Source organism: Streptomyces sp. NPDC058663, assembly GCF_042716745.1.
In the GTDB taxonomy this organism is placed as follows: Bacteria; Actinomycetota; Actinomycetes; order Streptomycetales; family Streptomycetaceae; genus Streptomyces.
The window spans coordinates 1-14,173 of sequence record NZ_JBHXRV010000013.1; the positions used below are offsets into that span (position 1 = coordinate 1).

Sequence of the window (14,173 nt, forward strand, 5' to 3'; positions counted from 1 at the left end):
GGCCCTGGACAGGGCCGGGCCCCGGAACCGTCTCGGCGGCGGTGGGCCCTGGACCCGCGGGGTGGACAGAGGCGCCGGTCCACTCCTGATCGCCCGTGCGGTGCGGGGCCAGACGCCGGGCAGCCCTTCACCGAATCGTCACTTCCCTTGCGTTACGTCCGCATAAAAGCCCAGGTCGCGTGCCGTATGTCCGATATTGACTGCGAGGTGCGGGGGGTGGTTGCCAGGAGGGTGCGACGTGCGGGATGGTTGCCGGACGGCAACGGTTTTCGCTCTAGCTGAAGAGGTGAGGGATTCGCCCAGCGGGTCCTGTCTATTTGGTCTCCACCCAAACGCACACCGCCGCGCACACGGAACCGGACTTCCCGTGGGCCCGGGCCCCGTACCCCGTTCTGGTCGCTGACACCGCGGGCCTCCTCCTGCAGTGCAACGAAGCCGCGGGGATGCTCCTGCCCGCGGCCCGGCCCGGATCCCCGCTCACCGCTGTGGCCCCGGCATGGCTGGCGGCGGCCCACCGGGCCATGGGCCTCGTCGGTCCGCGGTCCGTGCAGGACTCGGACGCCCCCCTGTCCGGTGTGATCGACGGACGCCGCTACGAGGCGCACCCCAGCTCCCGGGACGACGGCACCGTTGCCTGGTGGCTGGTGGACGACACCGACCACCAGCTCGCCCGTGAAGCCCTCCGGATGGAGCGGGAGCGGACCGCGTTCCTCGCGAAGGCGTCCAGCACGCTGCTCTCCTCCCTCAACCTGGAGCGCTGCATGGACGTCACCGCGCAGATGGCCGCCGAGAACCTCGCCGACGCGGCCCTGTCGATCGCCCCGGCTCGTGGCCGGAGGCTGCCGGTCGTGACGTGCCTGCGCGGCGGTACCCCCTCGACCTCCCAGGAGGCGGTGGATCCGGACGACGTCCCCGGCCTCGGTGAGGCACTGCGCGGCTTTCCCCCCGTACCCTCGCGGTGGATCGACCCGGCGTCCGCCCCGGCCTGGATGATTCCCGAGGGATTCGGACCGATCGGCTCGATCGTGGTCACCCCGCTGCCCGGGCACGGCGTGCCGGCCGGCGCCCTGGTGCTGCTGCGCAAGGTGGGCCACGACCAGTTCACCGACCAGGAGGAAGTATTCGCCCGCCTCTTCGCCGCCCGCTCCGGTGCGGCGATGTCGGCCGCCCGCCTCTATGCGGAACAGACGGCGATCACCGAGGTGCTGATGCGGGAGCTGCTCCCTCCCACGCTGCACCACATCGCCGGGGTGGACTACGCGGGCAGCTACCGCCCCTCGCAGCACCACGAGCGGATCGGCGGTGACTTCTACGACGTGCACCCCGCCACCACCGAGGGTGAGCCTTCGCTGGTGACCCTGGGAGACGTGTGCGGCAAGGGCCTGGAAGCGGCGGTGCTCACCGGGAAGATCCGCAACACCCTGCACGCCCTGCTGCCCATGGCCGACGACCACCAGCGGATGCTCAGCCTGCTGAACACCGCCCTGCTGAACTCGCACCACGCCCGGTTCGCCACCCTGGTACTGGCCTCCGCCGCCCGCAGGGGCCACGAGGTGCAGGTGCGCCTCACCAGCGCCGGGCACCCGACCCCTCTGATCATCCGAGGCGACGGCACGGTGGAGGAGGCCGAGACCCGCGGCACGCTCGTCGGGGCCATGCCGACCGCGCCCGCCAGCACCACGACGATCACCCTGGCCCCCGGGGAGTCCTGCATCCTCTACACGGACGGAATCACCGAGGCCAGGGGCGGCCCTCTGGGCGATGCCCAGTTCGGTGAGGACCGCCTGAAGCGGGCCCTGGCCGGATGCGCGGGAATGCCGTCGGAAGGCATCGTGGAGCATGTCCAGATGCTTGCCTCCCAGTGGCTGGGCAGCCGCCCGCACGACGACATGGCCGTCGTCGCGATCTCCGCACCGCGCACCCACCACTTGAGCGCGGTGGACGGCCGCACCCGGGGCAGGTACACCGCATGAGCACCAGCACACCGTCCCGCGTTGCGGATGGGGCCCGGCTGCGGAACCCGGTCGAGCAGTTGTGGCACGCCGTCGCCGTCGGAGACGAGTACGCCGCCGTCCAGGTGGTCCTGCGTGCCCTGGACGACGGAGTCGACCCGGAGTGCGTCCTGCTGGACGTCATCGCCGTGGTGCAGGGCAGGGTCGGTGAGGAGTGGGCCGCGAACCGCATGAGCGTGGCCCGGGAGCACGCCGCGACGGCCATCAACGAGCGGACCGTCGCCGCCCTGGCCGGCCACCCCGCAGCGCGCAGGACACCGGGCGCGGACAGGGTCACGGTGGCCTGCGTGGACGGCGAATGGCACGCGCTGCCCGCCCGCCTGGTCGCGGAGGTGCTGAAGCTGAGGGGCTGGCGGGTCGACTACCTCGGCGCCCAGGTGCCCGCCCCTCACCTGATCGCCCATCTCCACCGGACCAAGGCGGACGTGGTCGCGCTCTCCAGCTCGATCGCCACCCGGCTGCCGACCGCGCACGCCGCGATCACCGCGTGCCAGGCCGTCGGCGTGCCCGTTCTGGTGGGCGGCGCGGCCTTCGGGCCCCACGGCGAGTACGCCGAGCTGCTCGGAGCCCAGGCGTGGGCGCCCGATGCCCGAGCGGCGGCCGACCGGCTGGCCCAGGGGCCGCTGCCGGGGCCGCAGGTCGACCACCAGCAGATGGACGACCTGCCGCACCTGGCCGACCAGGAGTACACGATGGTCGCCCGCAACAGCGACTCACTGGTCCGCACCGTCTTCCACACCCTCGAAGACGCCTTCCCGGCCATGCGTGCCTACGACGACCTGCAGCGCGAGCGCACCGCCGAAGACCTCGCACACATCGTGGAGTTCCTCGCCACCGCCCTCTATCTCGACGACGCGGACCTGTTCACCTCGTTCGTCTCCTGGACCGCCGGCGTCCTCGAAGCGCGAGGGGTGCCCGCCCATTCGCTGCCGCCGGCGCTCGATCTCCTCGCCCGGGAGCTCAAGGACTTCCCCCGGGCCGCCCGCATCCTGCGGCGCGGCGCCGACGCACTCACCACCGATCACGCCACCACCGCTGGAAAGCCCCGATGACCGCGCTGCCCCCTGCCCTGCACCTGACCCTCGTCGACGCCGAGGACCGAGTCCGCATAGAGATCACCGGAGACCTCGACTACGACAACTCCGACCTCCTCCTGGAGCAAGTCACGCTGCTGCTCGACGACCGGCCGCAGCTGCGTGACCTGCACCTGCACTGTGCCGGGATCGGCTCCGTCGACTCCATGGGCCTGTCGGTCCTGCTCATGATCGGGCGGCGGACGGCCGCCGCGAAGGTGCAGCTGCACCTGGACGACCGGACCCCACAGCTCGACCGGCTCCTCGACATCACCGGTACGCTCGCATATTTCACCGCAGCGCTCCTCACGGACGCCGCCCCGAGCGACACGGCACACGCCCCGGAGACCGAGGGGCACGCGTCCGGGTCCCGCCCCAGGGGGCCGGACGGCACCACCTGAGTCACCGCCCGCACCGACTCACAGCCCACCCGGCCCCGATCGACCGGAACCCGCCCCTCGTCGGCCCGGCCGGTCCGCCGTGCGGAGGTACGACGTACTTCAGGCGATGACGCACCCGTTCTGCGGATCGAAGCACACAAGGCCGAGCGCCCGGGCCCGGTCCGCGGCGAACGGCACGGCCTGCTCGCACTTGCTGAACACCATGCCGAAGTACAGCAGGGGCCCGCTGGCTTCGTCGATCAACGGCCCGGTGGCCCACGGGATGGCCTCATCGACCTCGGGGTCATCGGCATGGCCGAGGTCGGGCCACCGCTCCAGCAGTTCGTACACATAGCGCCGGATCAGATCGGTCGGCGGGATGTTCTGGCCCGCGCAGGCGGCATGAAGGGTGTCGAAGACCTCGGCTGCCACCGCATCGTCGGACGGATGCGGGCCTTCCCAGACAGCCAGGTCGTAACTCATCCCCTCATTATGTGGGGCAGCCCCGACAGTTCCCATGGGAGGACGGCGCGCGAGAGGGGATACCACCGACTCCGGCTTCGCATCCCGGCGCACGCATCCCCCCCGCACGCATCCCGGCGCACGCGTGGGCAGGCAGCCCGCGCATCAGCGCAGCAGACGTTTCCCGGTCGCCCCACTTCGGCTTGCCGCCCGCGATCCGCCGAATGGACGCCAGGTGTGGCAGGGCCGCGCGGTCCGTGGGAAGGAGAGGCACGTTCGGCCGGTCGGGGGAACGCCCTCCTGGCCGCTGCGCCGACCGCCCGGGACAGGAGTTGCCGTGTCCCCTGCGGGCGCACTGGAGCCGGGCCTGTCCTCTCTCCTTCGGCGGCGGCGCGCACTGCTGCCCCGCCACCGCGCTCGCCAGGAAGCACGCCGAAATCGCCCTGGAAACGCTGCTGGAGCACCTGCCGGACGTCCGCCCGGCGGTGCCGGAGGAGCAGCTCGTCCGGCGCACGAACTTCATGAAACGTCTGCCCGAGCACCTTCCTGTCGCCTGGCAGACGCACGGCGGTCCGGCTCCCGTCGCGAGGGACGTGGCGGGCAGCACGGCCCGCCCCCCCACCCCGTAATTGCCCCTGTTCTCCGCCTGGTTGAATGGCCAACCCGACCCGTGGATCCAGGAGTTGAGCACCGTGCGCATAGGCGCCTATCTCGCCCATCCCCGCCCCGGCAGCTTCTGCCACGCCCTCTTCGGGGCTGTCGTGGACGAGCTCAGGACCCGGGACCCCGAGGGCGAGGTCCTGGTCCACGACCTGTTCGCAGAGGGCTTCGACCCCGTCATGGGCGCCGACGAGACGGAAACCGTGCGGGAGACCGGCCCGGCGGCCGATGCCCAGGTGACGGCGCACCGGGCGGAGCTCCCCACCCTGGATGCTCTGGTCTTCGTCCACCCCAACTGGTGGGGGATGCCGCCGGCCATTCTCACCGGCTGGCTCCAGCGTGTCCTGGTGCCAGGGGTGGCGTACAAGCTGGGCAGCGCGGACGGCGAGCCCGTCGGTCTGCTCAGGGCGGGGCGGGCACTGGTCCTCAACACCTCGGACACCCCCGAGGCGCGGGAGCGGGAGGAGTTCGGCGATCCGCTGCACCGGATCTGGACGAGCTGTGTGCTGCCGTACACCGGAGTCACCGACGTGCGCCGTACGGTGGTGCGCACCGTCACGGACTCCACCCCGGAGGAGAGGGAGCAGTGGCTGCGGCAGGCACGCTCCGAGGCGGCGGCCCTCCTCACGGCCCGCCCGCGCTGAATTGCCGTACCTCCCAGGAACGGCCGCTCCTGGCGGCCGCTCCTGGCTCAGCCGCTCCCCTGCCGATGGCTCCCTGCCCATGACGGAGAAGGTCCTGGATGCTCCAGGCCCGCCCCGGATCACATGCGGAGCGTGCCCAGGTCGCGCACGGTTGCGGCGAGCGCGCGGACGAGATCGTTCTCGGCCTCCGTCTGCCAGACCAGGGCATAGGTCATGGTCTTCATGTCGGGGACGGGGAGCCATCGGATGTGGGAGAGGCCCCAGTACCTGGTGACATGGGCGGGAAAGGTGTAAACGATCTCGCGCGTGAACAGGCCGCGCCCTGGGGCCTCCTCCCCCGGACATACATCCGCCTCGCCGACGACAGGAGCCTGCCCCTCGCCCTCCAGGACCGGCTGATCCGGGAGGGCAACGCGCTGAGGCCCGACAACCCGTACGACGTGCGCACACTGGAGGGCAGTCACCTGAAGTGGCTGGTTGATCCGGCACCGGCGGCCCGGGTCCTGTCCGAACTGGCCGAGACGCACGGGGCGTGAACCCACCTCCTTCTCCAGCTTGCGGGTGACGGGCGGCCACCCCTGGGCCCGGAACTCGCGCCAGCTCTTCGCGTGCACCCGGTACCCCGGCCATCGGCCCCGCCCGGAACGCCAACTCACGGACAACGCAGTGCCCAGCCTCCCCGCACGCCCGACAGAGACGTCGCCGCGCACGGGCCGGGCCGCCTCGGATCCCGTAACGGTCCTGGGCACGGGTCGGGTGGCTGGGGGAGGCCCCCTCCTCGTTGACCGGGACCGAGTGTCACCGCATCGTTGTGGAGGAGTGCGCGGCAGTACGAGAGGGGGGGGGTGGCGCAGGTGAAGACCGTGAGGTCGAGCGGGCCCCTCGGCCGAGCAGCGCGCCGCCGGGGAGGGCGCGTGGCACTTCTGGCCGTTCTCGCCCTTCTGGGCCCCGGGACGCTCCCGCCCACATCGGCATCGGCCGCGGCCACGGACAGTCAGCGCCGGCAGGTGTTGCAGCGCGACGTGGACGCCATCCGCGCCGCCGGTGTCACCGGAGTGCAGGCAGGGGTACGCACCCCGCGCGGCCAGTGGTCCGCTCGCAGCGGAGTGGCCGACCTGGGAACCGGGCGACCGGTACCGAAGGGCGGGTACTTCCGGATGGGCAGCAACACCAAGACGTTCGTTGCCACGGTGGTGCTGCAACTGGCGGGGCAGGGGCGGCTGTCCCTGGACGACACCGTCCACAGATGGTTGCCGGGCGTGGTGCGGGGCAACGGGAACAACGGCACCCGGATCACGCTGCGGCAGTTGCTCCAGCACACCAGTGGCCTGTACGACTACGCCAACGACCTGCCGGTCCTCGCCTCCGCCCAGGGATACCGCCGCCACTGGAACGACGACATCCCGCCGGAACGGCTGGTGGCGATGGCGATGCGGCACAGGCCCGGTGACGGGAGCTGGTCGTACTCCAACACCAACTACGTCGTGCTCGGCATGATCATCAAGAAGGTCACCGGCCGTGACTGGTCCACGGAGGTGACCGACCGCATTCTGCGGCCGCTCCGCCTGACGCACACCTTCGCGCCCCACACCTTCACACCCCGGCGGCGGGCACACCTGCCGCGTCCGCACGCTTCCGGCTACGAGCAGTTCACTCAGGGCGGGCCGCTGATCGACACCACCAGGCTCAACCACAGCTGGGCGGGGCCCGCCGCCGAACTGATCACCACCACCGAGGACCTGACCCGCTTCTGGCAGGCACTCATGGGCGGCCGACTGCTGCGGCCCGCGCAGAGGGCGGAGATGAGAACCACCGTGGACACGCGTCTCGGCGGACGGTACGGCCTGGGCATCGCCCAACTCCCCTTGTCGTGTGGCGGCTGGTACTGGACCCACCCGGGCAGCGTCCCCGGTTACGCCACCCGCGTCGGCGTCACCGGAGACGGCCGCCGGGCCGTCGTGCTGTCCCTGTCCTCCCGGGTGACGGCCTGGGAGCCGGTGGAGAAGGCCACCGACACGGCGATCGAGCACGCCCTGTGCAGACGGGACTGACCGACGGCCCGGCACTGCCCCTACCGAAGGAGAACCAGCTCAGGCCACGCTTTCCGACAGAATCACTAACAGCCGTCCGACACCTGAAGCCCCTTGCCCGCGCCCGCTGTTCGGCTCACTGTGGCCGGTACACAGGCGGCCCCGTCGAGGCCGTAGGCGTACGGAATGCCGATCGTGGTCGTCGACTTGGGGTCGGGTCCGGCGGGCTTGTAGTCGCTGCCGGGCTTCGACCAGGTCACCTTGTCGAAGATGTTCCCGCCGACCTGCCAGTGGCCGACGGTGGTGGTGTAGAAGGTGCCGAGGACGTCCTTGGAGTCCTGGAAGTAGTTGTTCTCCACCTTGGCGCGGGCTCCGGCCCGGGAGTTGATGCCCGAGTCGTTGATGCGCGTGTAGTGGTTGTTGAACATGTGGGCCGTGCCGCCGCGCAGCAGCGGGGCGCGGGAGTCGATGTTCTCGTACAAGTTGTGGTGGTACGTGATGAAGCCGTTGGAGAGCTCGGTCTCGCTGGACCCGACGAGGCCGCCGCGTCCGGAGTTGCGCAGGGTGCTGTACGAGAGCGTCACGTACTGAGTGTTGTCCTTCATGTCGAAGAGGCCGTCGTAGCCCTGCGCCTCGCCGCCCGAGGCCTCGAGGGAGACGTGGTCGACCCAGACGTTGCGGACATTGCTCTCCATGCCGATGGCGTCGCCGCCGTTGGAGGTGGGGGAGCCCGACTTCTTGACGTTGCGTACGGTCACGTTCCGGATGACGATGTTGCGGGCCTCGCGCAGATGGATGCCCAGTTGGTCGAAGACGGCGCCCTGGCCGACGCCGAGAATCGTGACGTTGCTGATCTGCTTGAGTTCGATGACGCCCGCGGCGGTGTTGCAGCTTGTGCCGGACACCTTGGCGGTGTTGGCGTGGTTGATGGTGCCCTCGACCTCGATGACGATCGGGGTGCTGCTGCTCGCCCGGCCGCACAGGGCGGCATGGATCGCCGTCCCGGTGGTGGCGCGCACGGTCTTGCCGCCGGCACCGCCGGTGGTGCCGCCGTTCTGGGTCGCGTAGCCGGTGGCGCCGCCGGGTGCGGCCGACGCGTGGGGAGTGGTCAGGAGGAGGCTGGTCGCGACGGTTGCCGCCGTCGTGACCAGGGCCGTACTGAGTCGCAGAGCAACTGTTCGTCTCATTCTCGGCTCCCAATTTCGTGGCCCGGTCCGGCGGGTGCCCGCCGACGGGGGGAGGAGCCCCACGCGGTCGGTCGGGGATGCCGGGCGGATCTGGTTCCGGGCAGGTTGAGGACTGGTTCGCTACGGCTGTCCGTGTCGATGTGCCGATGCCGGGGGAGTGGAGCACCCCTGACGGGACAGGTGGCACAAGCCGGCGGTGATTGCGGTGGCGACGCTTGCGCGACGTCGCTCGTGGGGGCGCGAGGGCCGTCCCGCCGGAACGGACCCCGGGTGGGCAAGGAAGAGAGAAAGCGCTTTCTGCCCGCGACCATAGGGGTGCCCTCACGGCCTGGCAAGACCCTGCGCAGAACGCGGAAGGTTCCCCGCCGCCGCGTCGGCGGTCTTCGCTGCCCCGGGTTCCCCGGCGAACTCCGCCCTCCACAAGTCGGCGTGCACGTAGTGCAGTTGGGGGGACCGGGGGGCGGGTCACCCACTCCGGACCCGGCGCGCGGGACCTACGGGGTGGCCGTCCTGGTGAGCTCCGGGGCCGGCGGCCCGTCCGGATCGTGTGGGATGGCGGTGGACGTCCCGCCGGAACCCAGGTTGCCGCCTCGAGGTACGGGAAAGGGACCGTCAGCGCGTGAATCGGCGCCGGTCGTACCACAAGCACGCCGACAACAGAGCGAAAGCTGTCAGGCATGCGATCACGGGCAGTGCCCATTCCGCAACGGCGGCGCAACCTGTGAGCAGCAATTGGGCCGCGCATGCGGCACCGAGCGGGCGTGAAGCGGAAATTCGGTGGCGCAGGGAGCGAAATATGCCCAGGCACCCCCAGTAATCGAGAGCGATGACAACTCCCCCGATACCGAGCGAAAGCAGTGTCACCACATTGCTGGACGCTCTCGACGAGGACTCGCCTGCGTCGGGTCCGAGCCCTCCGGAAAACATCGGGATGAACCAGAAGAAGTAGGCGGCCGTGAGAGCGATCTGCGCGGCGACGAGTGCAAAGCTCAGGATCAGAAGCGTACGTTGCGGCAGCGGCATTGTTTTCACGTTCCCGGGGTGCTGGAGGCTCCGAACCGCAGGGCGAATCGGGACCTGTGGTGGAGTTCAGACTTGCATGCGCGAGGTCGCGGTTTCAGGCCGACGCCGGTTCGGCATTCGTGCGCCGTCAGCCGTCAGCCGTCAGCCGTCAGCCGTCAGCCGTCAGCCGTCAGCCGTCAGCCGTCAGCCGTCAGCCGTCAGCCGTCAGTCGTGCGCCGTCGGACCGGTGCGGACGACCGCCTGGTCGCCGTGGGGGCCGAACAGGTGGAGAATTTCCACCGCTTCGGCGTGGGCGGGGCCGAACCAGTGGGGTTCACCGGTGTCGAACTCCGCCACCTGCCCCGGCCCCAGGATGAGCTCGCGCTCCCCGAGGATGAGGCGGAGCCGGCCGGCGAGCACGTACAGCCATTCGTAGCCGGAGTGGGTCACCAGCCGCGGTTCGCGGTGTGCGAGCACCTGCTTGAAGACCTGGACGCGGCCCGGGTACTGCGTCAGCGGGATGAGGACATTTCCGTGCTCCCGGCTCCGCGGCTTGAGGTGGACCCGCGGATCACCGGTCGGCGGAGCGGTCACCAGTTGATCCAGCGCGACGCGGTGGGCCCGGGCGAGCGGGATCAGAAGGTCGAGCGTCGGACGCCGCCGGCCCGACTCCAGCCGCGACAGCGTGCTCACGGAGATTCCGGTGTCCGATGCCAGAGCTTCGAGGGTGAGGCCGCGGTCGCGACGCAGGGTGCGCAGCCGCGGCCCGATGCTGTCGAGGAGTTCCGCGAGTTCGGTGTCCATGCGGCCATTTTGCTGCTTCCGCAAATTTCCTGGGCCCGGACCCTCCCCCGGCCCGAGCCTGGGCGGCAACCGATCCCGTAGAAGGGGGACTTCCCGTGTTCGCCACATCCCTGACCGCCCCGCCCTCCCCGCTGAGCGCGCGCCGACGCTGGACGGTGCTCGCCATCTGCGCGCTCAGCATGTTCCTGGTGGGGGTGGACACCACCATCGTCAACGTGGGGCTGCCCGAAATCGGCCAGGGCCTCGACGTGGGCACCCGCGGCCTCGAATGGGTCGTCAACGCCTACACCGTGGTCCTGGCCAGCCTCCTCGTCGTTTCCGGCGCGCTCGCGGACCGCTTCGGTCGCCGCCGGGTCTTCCGGTGCGGACTGATCGTCTTCGGCCTGGCCTCCCTCGCCTGCGCCGTCGCCCCGTCGTTCGGCGTACTCGTCGCGGCACGGGCCGTTCAGGGGGTGGGGGCCTCCATGCTGAGCCCCGTGGCCCTGGCGATCGTGGTGAACGCGATGCCCGACCCACGGGAACGGGCCCGGGCCATCGGTGTGTGGGCATCGGTCTTCGGGCTCAGCATGGCAGCGGGCCCGGTCACCGGCGGGGCGCTCATCGCCGCGTTCGGCTGGCGTTCGGTGTTCTGGATCAACGCGCCGGTCGTCATCGCCGCCCTGGTCCTGGTCGCGGTGTTCGTACCGGAGTCCCGCGCGGAGCGCGCCCGGCGCCTCGATCTGCCCGGCCAGGTGCTTCTCACCGTGGTCCTCTGCCTCTTCGTCGGCGTCCTCGTGGAAGGCCCCCGCATCGGCTGGGCCTCACCCGCAGCTCTCGCCGCCTACGCCCTGATCACCACGGCGACGGCCGGCTTCGTCCTGGTGGAATCGCGCAGCAGCGAACCCCTGATGGACCTCGGTCTCTTCCGTCGGCCGCCGTTCGCCACAGCCGTCCTGGGCGCCGTGTCGGTGTTCGTCGCGCTGAACGTGAGCCTGCTCCTCAACACCTTCTACCTCCAGCACACTCGTGGCTGGACACCGCTTGCGGCCGGTGCCGCGACCCTGCCCATGGCGCTCGGGGCCACCCTGTGCGCGCCGTGGGCAGGCACTCTGGTGGGACGCTTCGGGCCGAGGCGCCCGCTGCTTCTCGCGGGCGGGTTCACCGCGGCCGGCGGTCTGTGCCTGATCGGCCTGAGCCAGGACACGAGCGTGGCGCTGATCCTTCTCGCTCACCTGCTGATCGGCGTCGGGTTCGGCTTCGCCAACGCCCCCCTGACCAATACCGCGGTCAGCGGTCTGCCGCCGACGCGGGCGGGCGTGGCGGGGGCGATCACCTCCACCGCGCGCCAGGTGGGCGCGGCGGTCGGTATCGCCGCTGCCGGGGGTCTGGTCGCGGGCGCAGGCCCTGCCGGTCTCGCCGCCGCCTCACGTCCAGGATGGCTGCTCGTGGCGGCTTGCGGACTGTTCCTCCTCGTCGTGGCGCGAGCCTCGCCGCCCGCGGCTGGCAAGACCCTTTAGGGCGCACACGGAGTTGCCCCGCACCCACCGGCACCGCCGCCCGCGGTGCCGGCCAGGGCCACCAGGCCCGTTCGTCTCTCCGGATCATCACGCGCGGGTCCCTCAGTGGCGTGCCGCCATCGGTGCGTCAACCGGTGTGCACCGCCCGGAATCCAGTCCGGACGGAGCGCCCCTCACCCCAGCACGAACGATCCGTGTGCCAGGCGTCTACACCCGCTCCTCCAGGCGGACGGTGACGGTGTCTCCTTCCTCCTTGCCGATCGCCTTGCGCACTTCCGCCTTCACCGGCAGCTTGTGGGTGCCGTCCCCCAGCGCCATGAAGGAACTGCGGAAGGGATGGCCGTCGATCGTGCCCCGGACCTTCACCAGTCCGTGGGTGCCGAAGAACTCGGCCGCATCGGGCCACACGACGTAGGTCCAGCCGCCCTTCTCCGGGCTCTTCTGCAGGATCGCTGTGAACTGTTTGCCGATCATGGGTACCGCCCGTTCAGGAACTCTCGACGAGAATGAGGCTATTGCCGTCCGGGTCGCGCACAGCGAACATCGGCGGCGCTGCGGGCCCCATCCGCAGCACCTCCGCATCCGCATCGACGCCGCGCGCGACCAGGTCCGCGTGATCACTGTCGGCATCCCGGGTGGCCAGACGGATGCCCGCCGGGACCCCTCCGGGAACGAGCGCGAGGGTCGTCGTCGCCCCGGGTGGCGCCACTTCGACCCATCGCCCGTCGCCGAACGGTACGTCCCGGCGTACTTCGAAACCGAGCTCGCCGACGTAGAACGCGAGCGCCTCTTCCTGGTCGCTGACATGAATCCCGACCGTGGCCACCTGTGTGATGTGCGTGGTGTGGCTCATCCCGTGCCTCCGCTCCTCTGTGTCCATACCAGTAAGACGGCGGCCGGCGCGGAAACTCATCGCGGCACGAAGTTCGGCCGGGGCTCGTGGCGGGCTGCGCCTGACGATGAGCGGGGTGACCTGCTGGGACCGACGCCAGGTCGGTGGAGTTTGGTCCGCGGTGCAGTGCGCGGTCCCCGAGCAGAGTTCTTGGTCGAGGCCGGACTCGCGGTCCGGCCCACTGGGAGGGCACTCCGGCGCGTCGACCTCCTGACCGGCCGGGCCGTCGAGAGGACTCACCGGTCAGTCGACCACCTCGGGCCCCCACCGCACCTGAGTCGCGGCTGCCGTTCTGGCCGCACGCGGCGCCGTGCCGGATGCGGACCGGATGCGTACGTTGCCGGTAACCGGGACGGATCCGTACGACTGCAGGTGTGCCGGGCTCCCTGGGCCGCTTCGGCCGCGCGGCAGACAGTGCCCGCGCTGCCGCGCGAGGGCCGACGCGCCGAGCAGACCATGCAGTTCGCCCGCCGACCCGGTGTGAGCCCCGTGCCGGGTACGAGAGTCAGCCGAGGGTGAATTCCCAACTCGCTCCGGGCCGGTAACCGGCACTCTGCGGCTCCACCTCAACAGTGACCGGCGTTCCTCTCCTGGCACCGGTCACGTGGATGGGGACGGTGACGTTCTCCCCCGGCTCCAGAGGCGGCAGCAGCTCACGGGCCACTTGCGCGTCGTTTGCCCAGTTGATGTCAACCGCGGCTGCGTCACCGCCGTATCGTGTTCCGGCCCTGACGATGAGCGGATCGTGGGAGATGTCGTACTGCGAGACGCCGTCCTCCGAATCGCCGATGGGCCTTATCGGTTCGTCGGTGCCATTGTCATAGGTGAGGGTGAAGCGGTAACTGCCGTCCGGCTCCTGGGTCGGCTCACTGGCGGTTATCCGCAGTCCATCCGCGTACTCAGCAGTTTGGCCGGGCACGAGCGAAGAGCTGCTCTCCAGCCGCCGGGGATCCTTCATGCTGTCCGCCAGCCGATCGAGGGCGACCAGTCCCAGCAGTGCCAGGCAGGCAAGCACGACGCCCGCGATCGCACAGCCCTTCGATGCCCCCGACCTCGCAGCGTTGTTGTCGAGGGAGGGGCTACCGTCTTCTGCTTCCGAACCAGCCATGATGATCACAGTAGAGAGGGAGGACGGACCGCTCCTGAGCACGGCTACTCAGAGCCCGGGTGAGTACCCCGGCCGAACGGCCGCACGTGCCACCTGGGCCAACGGGCTGCATCACTATCACCCGCCGAAGTGTTCCGCACCCCCGCCCGTGCCGAGAGCCACTGGCTCAAAGCGGCTTCGGATACCGATGCGACGAGGGGAGTGGACAGCCGCACTGCGACAGAAGTCACGCGAGCTCGTCCGGCACATGGCGCCGTGAGTCCTACCGGACGACACCTCGAGGCACATCGGGAGCCCCTCGATCGGGAACCTCGTACCCGGTGGAAGGCCGGTCGGCATCCCGTACTGCGCCGGGCGGGCCCTTCTTGTCACCCAGCAGGCGGACGTGGGTATTTTCTTCGCCCATGTCGGCAAGGTCTTAGG

The 14,173-nt window shown here is 70.4% G+C and carries 13 protein-coding genes and 2 pseudogenes; 8 read left to right on the top strand and 7 right to left on the bottom strand.

Translation table 11 applies throughout. The annotated features are described in order from the left end of the window. The first annotated feature begins 443 nt into the window (after window positions 1-443). The 3 genes from ACFWVV_RS11795 to ACFWVV_RS11805 are packed head-to-tail and all read left to right on the top strand — an operon-like array spanning window position 444 to window position 3,486. Window positions 444-1,973, top strand: coding sequence for a PP2C family protein-serine/threonine phosphatase (locus ACFWVV_RS11795; RefSeq protein WP_384347595.1), 1,530 nt, complete (start codon window positions 444-446; stop codon window positions 1,971-1,973). Continuing rightward, window positions 1,970-3,064, top strand: coding sequence for a B12-binding domain-containing protein (locus tag ACFWVV_RS11800; protein WP_384347592.1), 1,095 nt, complete (start codon window positions 1,970-1,972; stop codon window positions 3,062-3,064). The genes ACFWVV_RS11795 and ACFWVV_RS11800 overlap by 4 nt, the downstream gene beginning before the upstream one ends. Next, window positions 3,061-3,486: an STAS domain-containing protein gene (locus tag ACFWVV_RS11805; RefSeq protein WP_384347589.1), complete on the top strand. Its 426-nt coding sequence runs from the start codon at window positions 3,061-3,063 to the stop codon at window positions 3,484-3,486. The genes ACFWVV_RS11800 and ACFWVV_RS11805 overlap by 4 nt, the downstream gene beginning before the upstream one ends. A gap of 99 nt (window positions 3,487-3,585) precedes the next feature. On the opposite strand, the gene ACFWVV_RS11810 is transcribed toward ACFWVV_RS11805, so the two are convergent. Then, entirely contained in the window at window positions 3,586-3,948 is a 363-nt protein-coding gene (locus ACFWVV_RS11810; RefSeq protein ID WP_384347586.1) for a hypothetical protein, read from the bottom strand. Window positions 3,949-4,259: 311 nt separating this feature from the next. On the opposite strand from ACFWVV_RS11810, the gene ACFWVV_RS11815 reads away from it, so the two are divergent. The 4 genes and pseudogenes from ACFWVV_RS11815 to ACFWVV_RS11830 all read left to right on the top strand — a co-directional run bounded on the left by ACFWVV_RS11815 (window position 4,260) and on the right by ACFWVV_RS11830 (window position 7,282). Continuing rightward, window positions 4,260-4,556: a hypothetical protein gene (locus tag ACFWVV_RS11815; protein WP_384347583.1), complete on the top strand. Its 297-nt coding sequence runs from the start codon at window positions 4,260-4,262 to the stop codon at window positions 4,554-4,556. A 63-nt stretch (window positions 4,557-4,619) separates the two neighbouring features. After that, window positions 4,620-5,231, top strand: a complete 612-nt coding sequence (locus tag ACFWVV_RS11820; RefSeq protein WP_384347627.1) for an NAD(P)H-dependent oxidoreductase — start codon at window positions 4,620-4,622, stop codon at window positions 5,229-5,231. 305 nt (window positions 5,232-5,536) lie between these two features. Next, window positions 5,537-5,767: pseudogene (locus ACFWVV_RS11825) on the top strand (alpha/beta hydrolase); the annotation flags it as partial. Between the two features lie 378 nt (window positions 5,768-6,145). Beyond that, window positions 6,146-7,282: a serine hydrolase domain-containing protein gene (locus ACFWVV_RS11830; protein ID WP_384347580.1), complete on the top strand. Its 1,137-nt coding sequence runs from the start codon at window positions 6,146-6,148 to the stop codon at window positions 7,280-7,282. Window positions 7,283-7,353: 71 nt separating this feature from the next. Here ACFWVV_RS11830 and ACFWVV_RS11835 read toward each other — a convergent pair. From ACFWVV_RS11835 to ACFWVV_RS11845, 3 genes and pseudogenes are all read right to left on the bottom strand, one after another. Then, window positions 7,354-8,448 (bottom strand): annotated as a pseudogene (locus ACFWVV_RS11835) (polysaccharide lyase family 1 protein); the annotation flags it as partial. Window positions 8,449-9,060: 612 nt separating this feature from the next. Continuing rightward, window positions 9,061-9,471, bottom strand: coding sequence for a hypothetical protein (locus tag ACFWVV_RS11840; protein ID WP_384347577.1), 411 nt, complete (start codon window positions 9,469-9,471; stop codon window positions 9,061-9,063). 204 nt (window positions 9,472-9,675) lie between these two features. Next, entirely contained in the window at window positions 9,676-10,254 is a 579-nt protein-coding gene (locus tag ACFWVV_RS11845) for a helix-turn-helix domain-containing protein (protein WP_384347574.1), read from the bottom strand. Between the two features lie 95 nt (window positions 10,255-10,349). Between ACFWVV_RS11845 and ACFWVV_RS11850 the strand changes: the two genes are divergently transcribed. Beyond that, window positions 10,350-11,750: an MFS transporter gene (locus ACFWVV_RS11850; RefSeq protein WP_384347571.1), complete on the top strand. Its 1,401-nt coding sequence runs from the start codon at window positions 10,350-10,352 to the stop codon at window positions 11,748-11,750. 207 nt (window positions 11,751-11,957) lie between these two features. Here the strand turns inward: ACFWVV_RS11850 and ACFWVV_RS11855 are convergent, their stop codons facing one another. The 3 genes from ACFWVV_RS11855 to ACFWVV_RS11865 all read right to left on the bottom strand — a co-directional run bounded on the left by ACFWVV_RS11855 (window position 11,958) and on the right by ACFWVV_RS11865 (window position 13,750). Next, a complete protein-coding gene (locus ACFWVV_RS11855; protein ID WP_384347568.1) occupies window positions 11,958-12,224 on the bottom strand; it encodes a DUF1905 domain-containing protein in 267 nt (88 codons plus the stop codon). Window positions 12,225-12,237: 13 nt separating this feature from the next. Then, window positions 12,238-12,603 (bottom strand): VOC family protein, encoded by a 366-nt coding sequence (locus ACFWVV_RS11860; RefSeq protein WP_384347565.1) that lies wholly within the window; start codon window positions 12,601-12,603, stop codon window positions 12,238-12,240. A gap of 544 nt (window positions 12,604-13,147) precedes the next feature. Next, window positions 13,148-13,750: a hypothetical protein gene (locus ACFWVV_RS11865; RefSeq protein ID WP_384347562.1), complete on the bottom strand. Its 603-nt coding sequence runs from the start codon at window positions 13,748-13,750 to the stop codon at window positions 13,148-13,150. Between the last annotated feature and the right edge of the window lie 423 nt (window positions 13,751-14,173).

Bases quoted from the DNA above. Each gene is read 5' to 3' on its own strand.
- ACFWVV_RS11795 (WP_384347595.1), top strand. From the start codon at position 444: ATGCTCCTGCCCGCGGCCCGGCCCGGATCCCCGCTCACCGCTGTGGCC.
- ACFWVV_RS11800 (WP_384347592.1), top strand. From the start codon at position 1,970: ATGAGCACCAGCACACCGTCCCGCGTTGCGGATGGGGCCCGGCTGCGG.
- ACFWVV_RS11805 (WP_384347589.1), top strand. From the start codon at position 3,061: ATGACCGCGCTGCCCCCTGCCCTGCACCTGACCCTCGTCGACGCCGAG.
- ACFWVV_RS11810 (WP_384347586.1), bottom strand. From the start codon at position 3,948: ATGAGTTACGACCTGGCTGTCTGGGAAGGCCCGCATCCGTCCGACGAT.
- ACFWVV_RS11840 (WP_384347577.1), bottom strand. From the start codon at position 9,471: ATGCCGCTGCCGCAACGTACGCTTCTGATCCTGAGCTTTGCACTCGTC.
- ACFWVV_RS11845 (WP_384347574.1), bottom strand. From the start codon at position 10,254: ATGGACACCGAACTCGCGGAACTCCTCGACAGCATCGGGCCGCGGCTG.
- ACFWVV_RS11855 (WP_384347568.1), bottom strand. From the start codon at position 12,224: ATGATCGGCAAACAGTTCACAGCGATCCTGCAGAAGAGCCCGGAGAAG.
- ACFWVV_RS11860 (WP_384347565.1), bottom strand. From the start codon at position 12,603: ATGAGCCACACCACGCACATCACACAGGTGGCCACGGTCGGGATTCAT.
- ACFWVV_RS11865 (WP_384347562.1), bottom strand. From the start codon at position 13,750: ATGGCTGGTTCGGAAGCAGAAGACGGTAGCCCCTCCCTCGACAACAAC.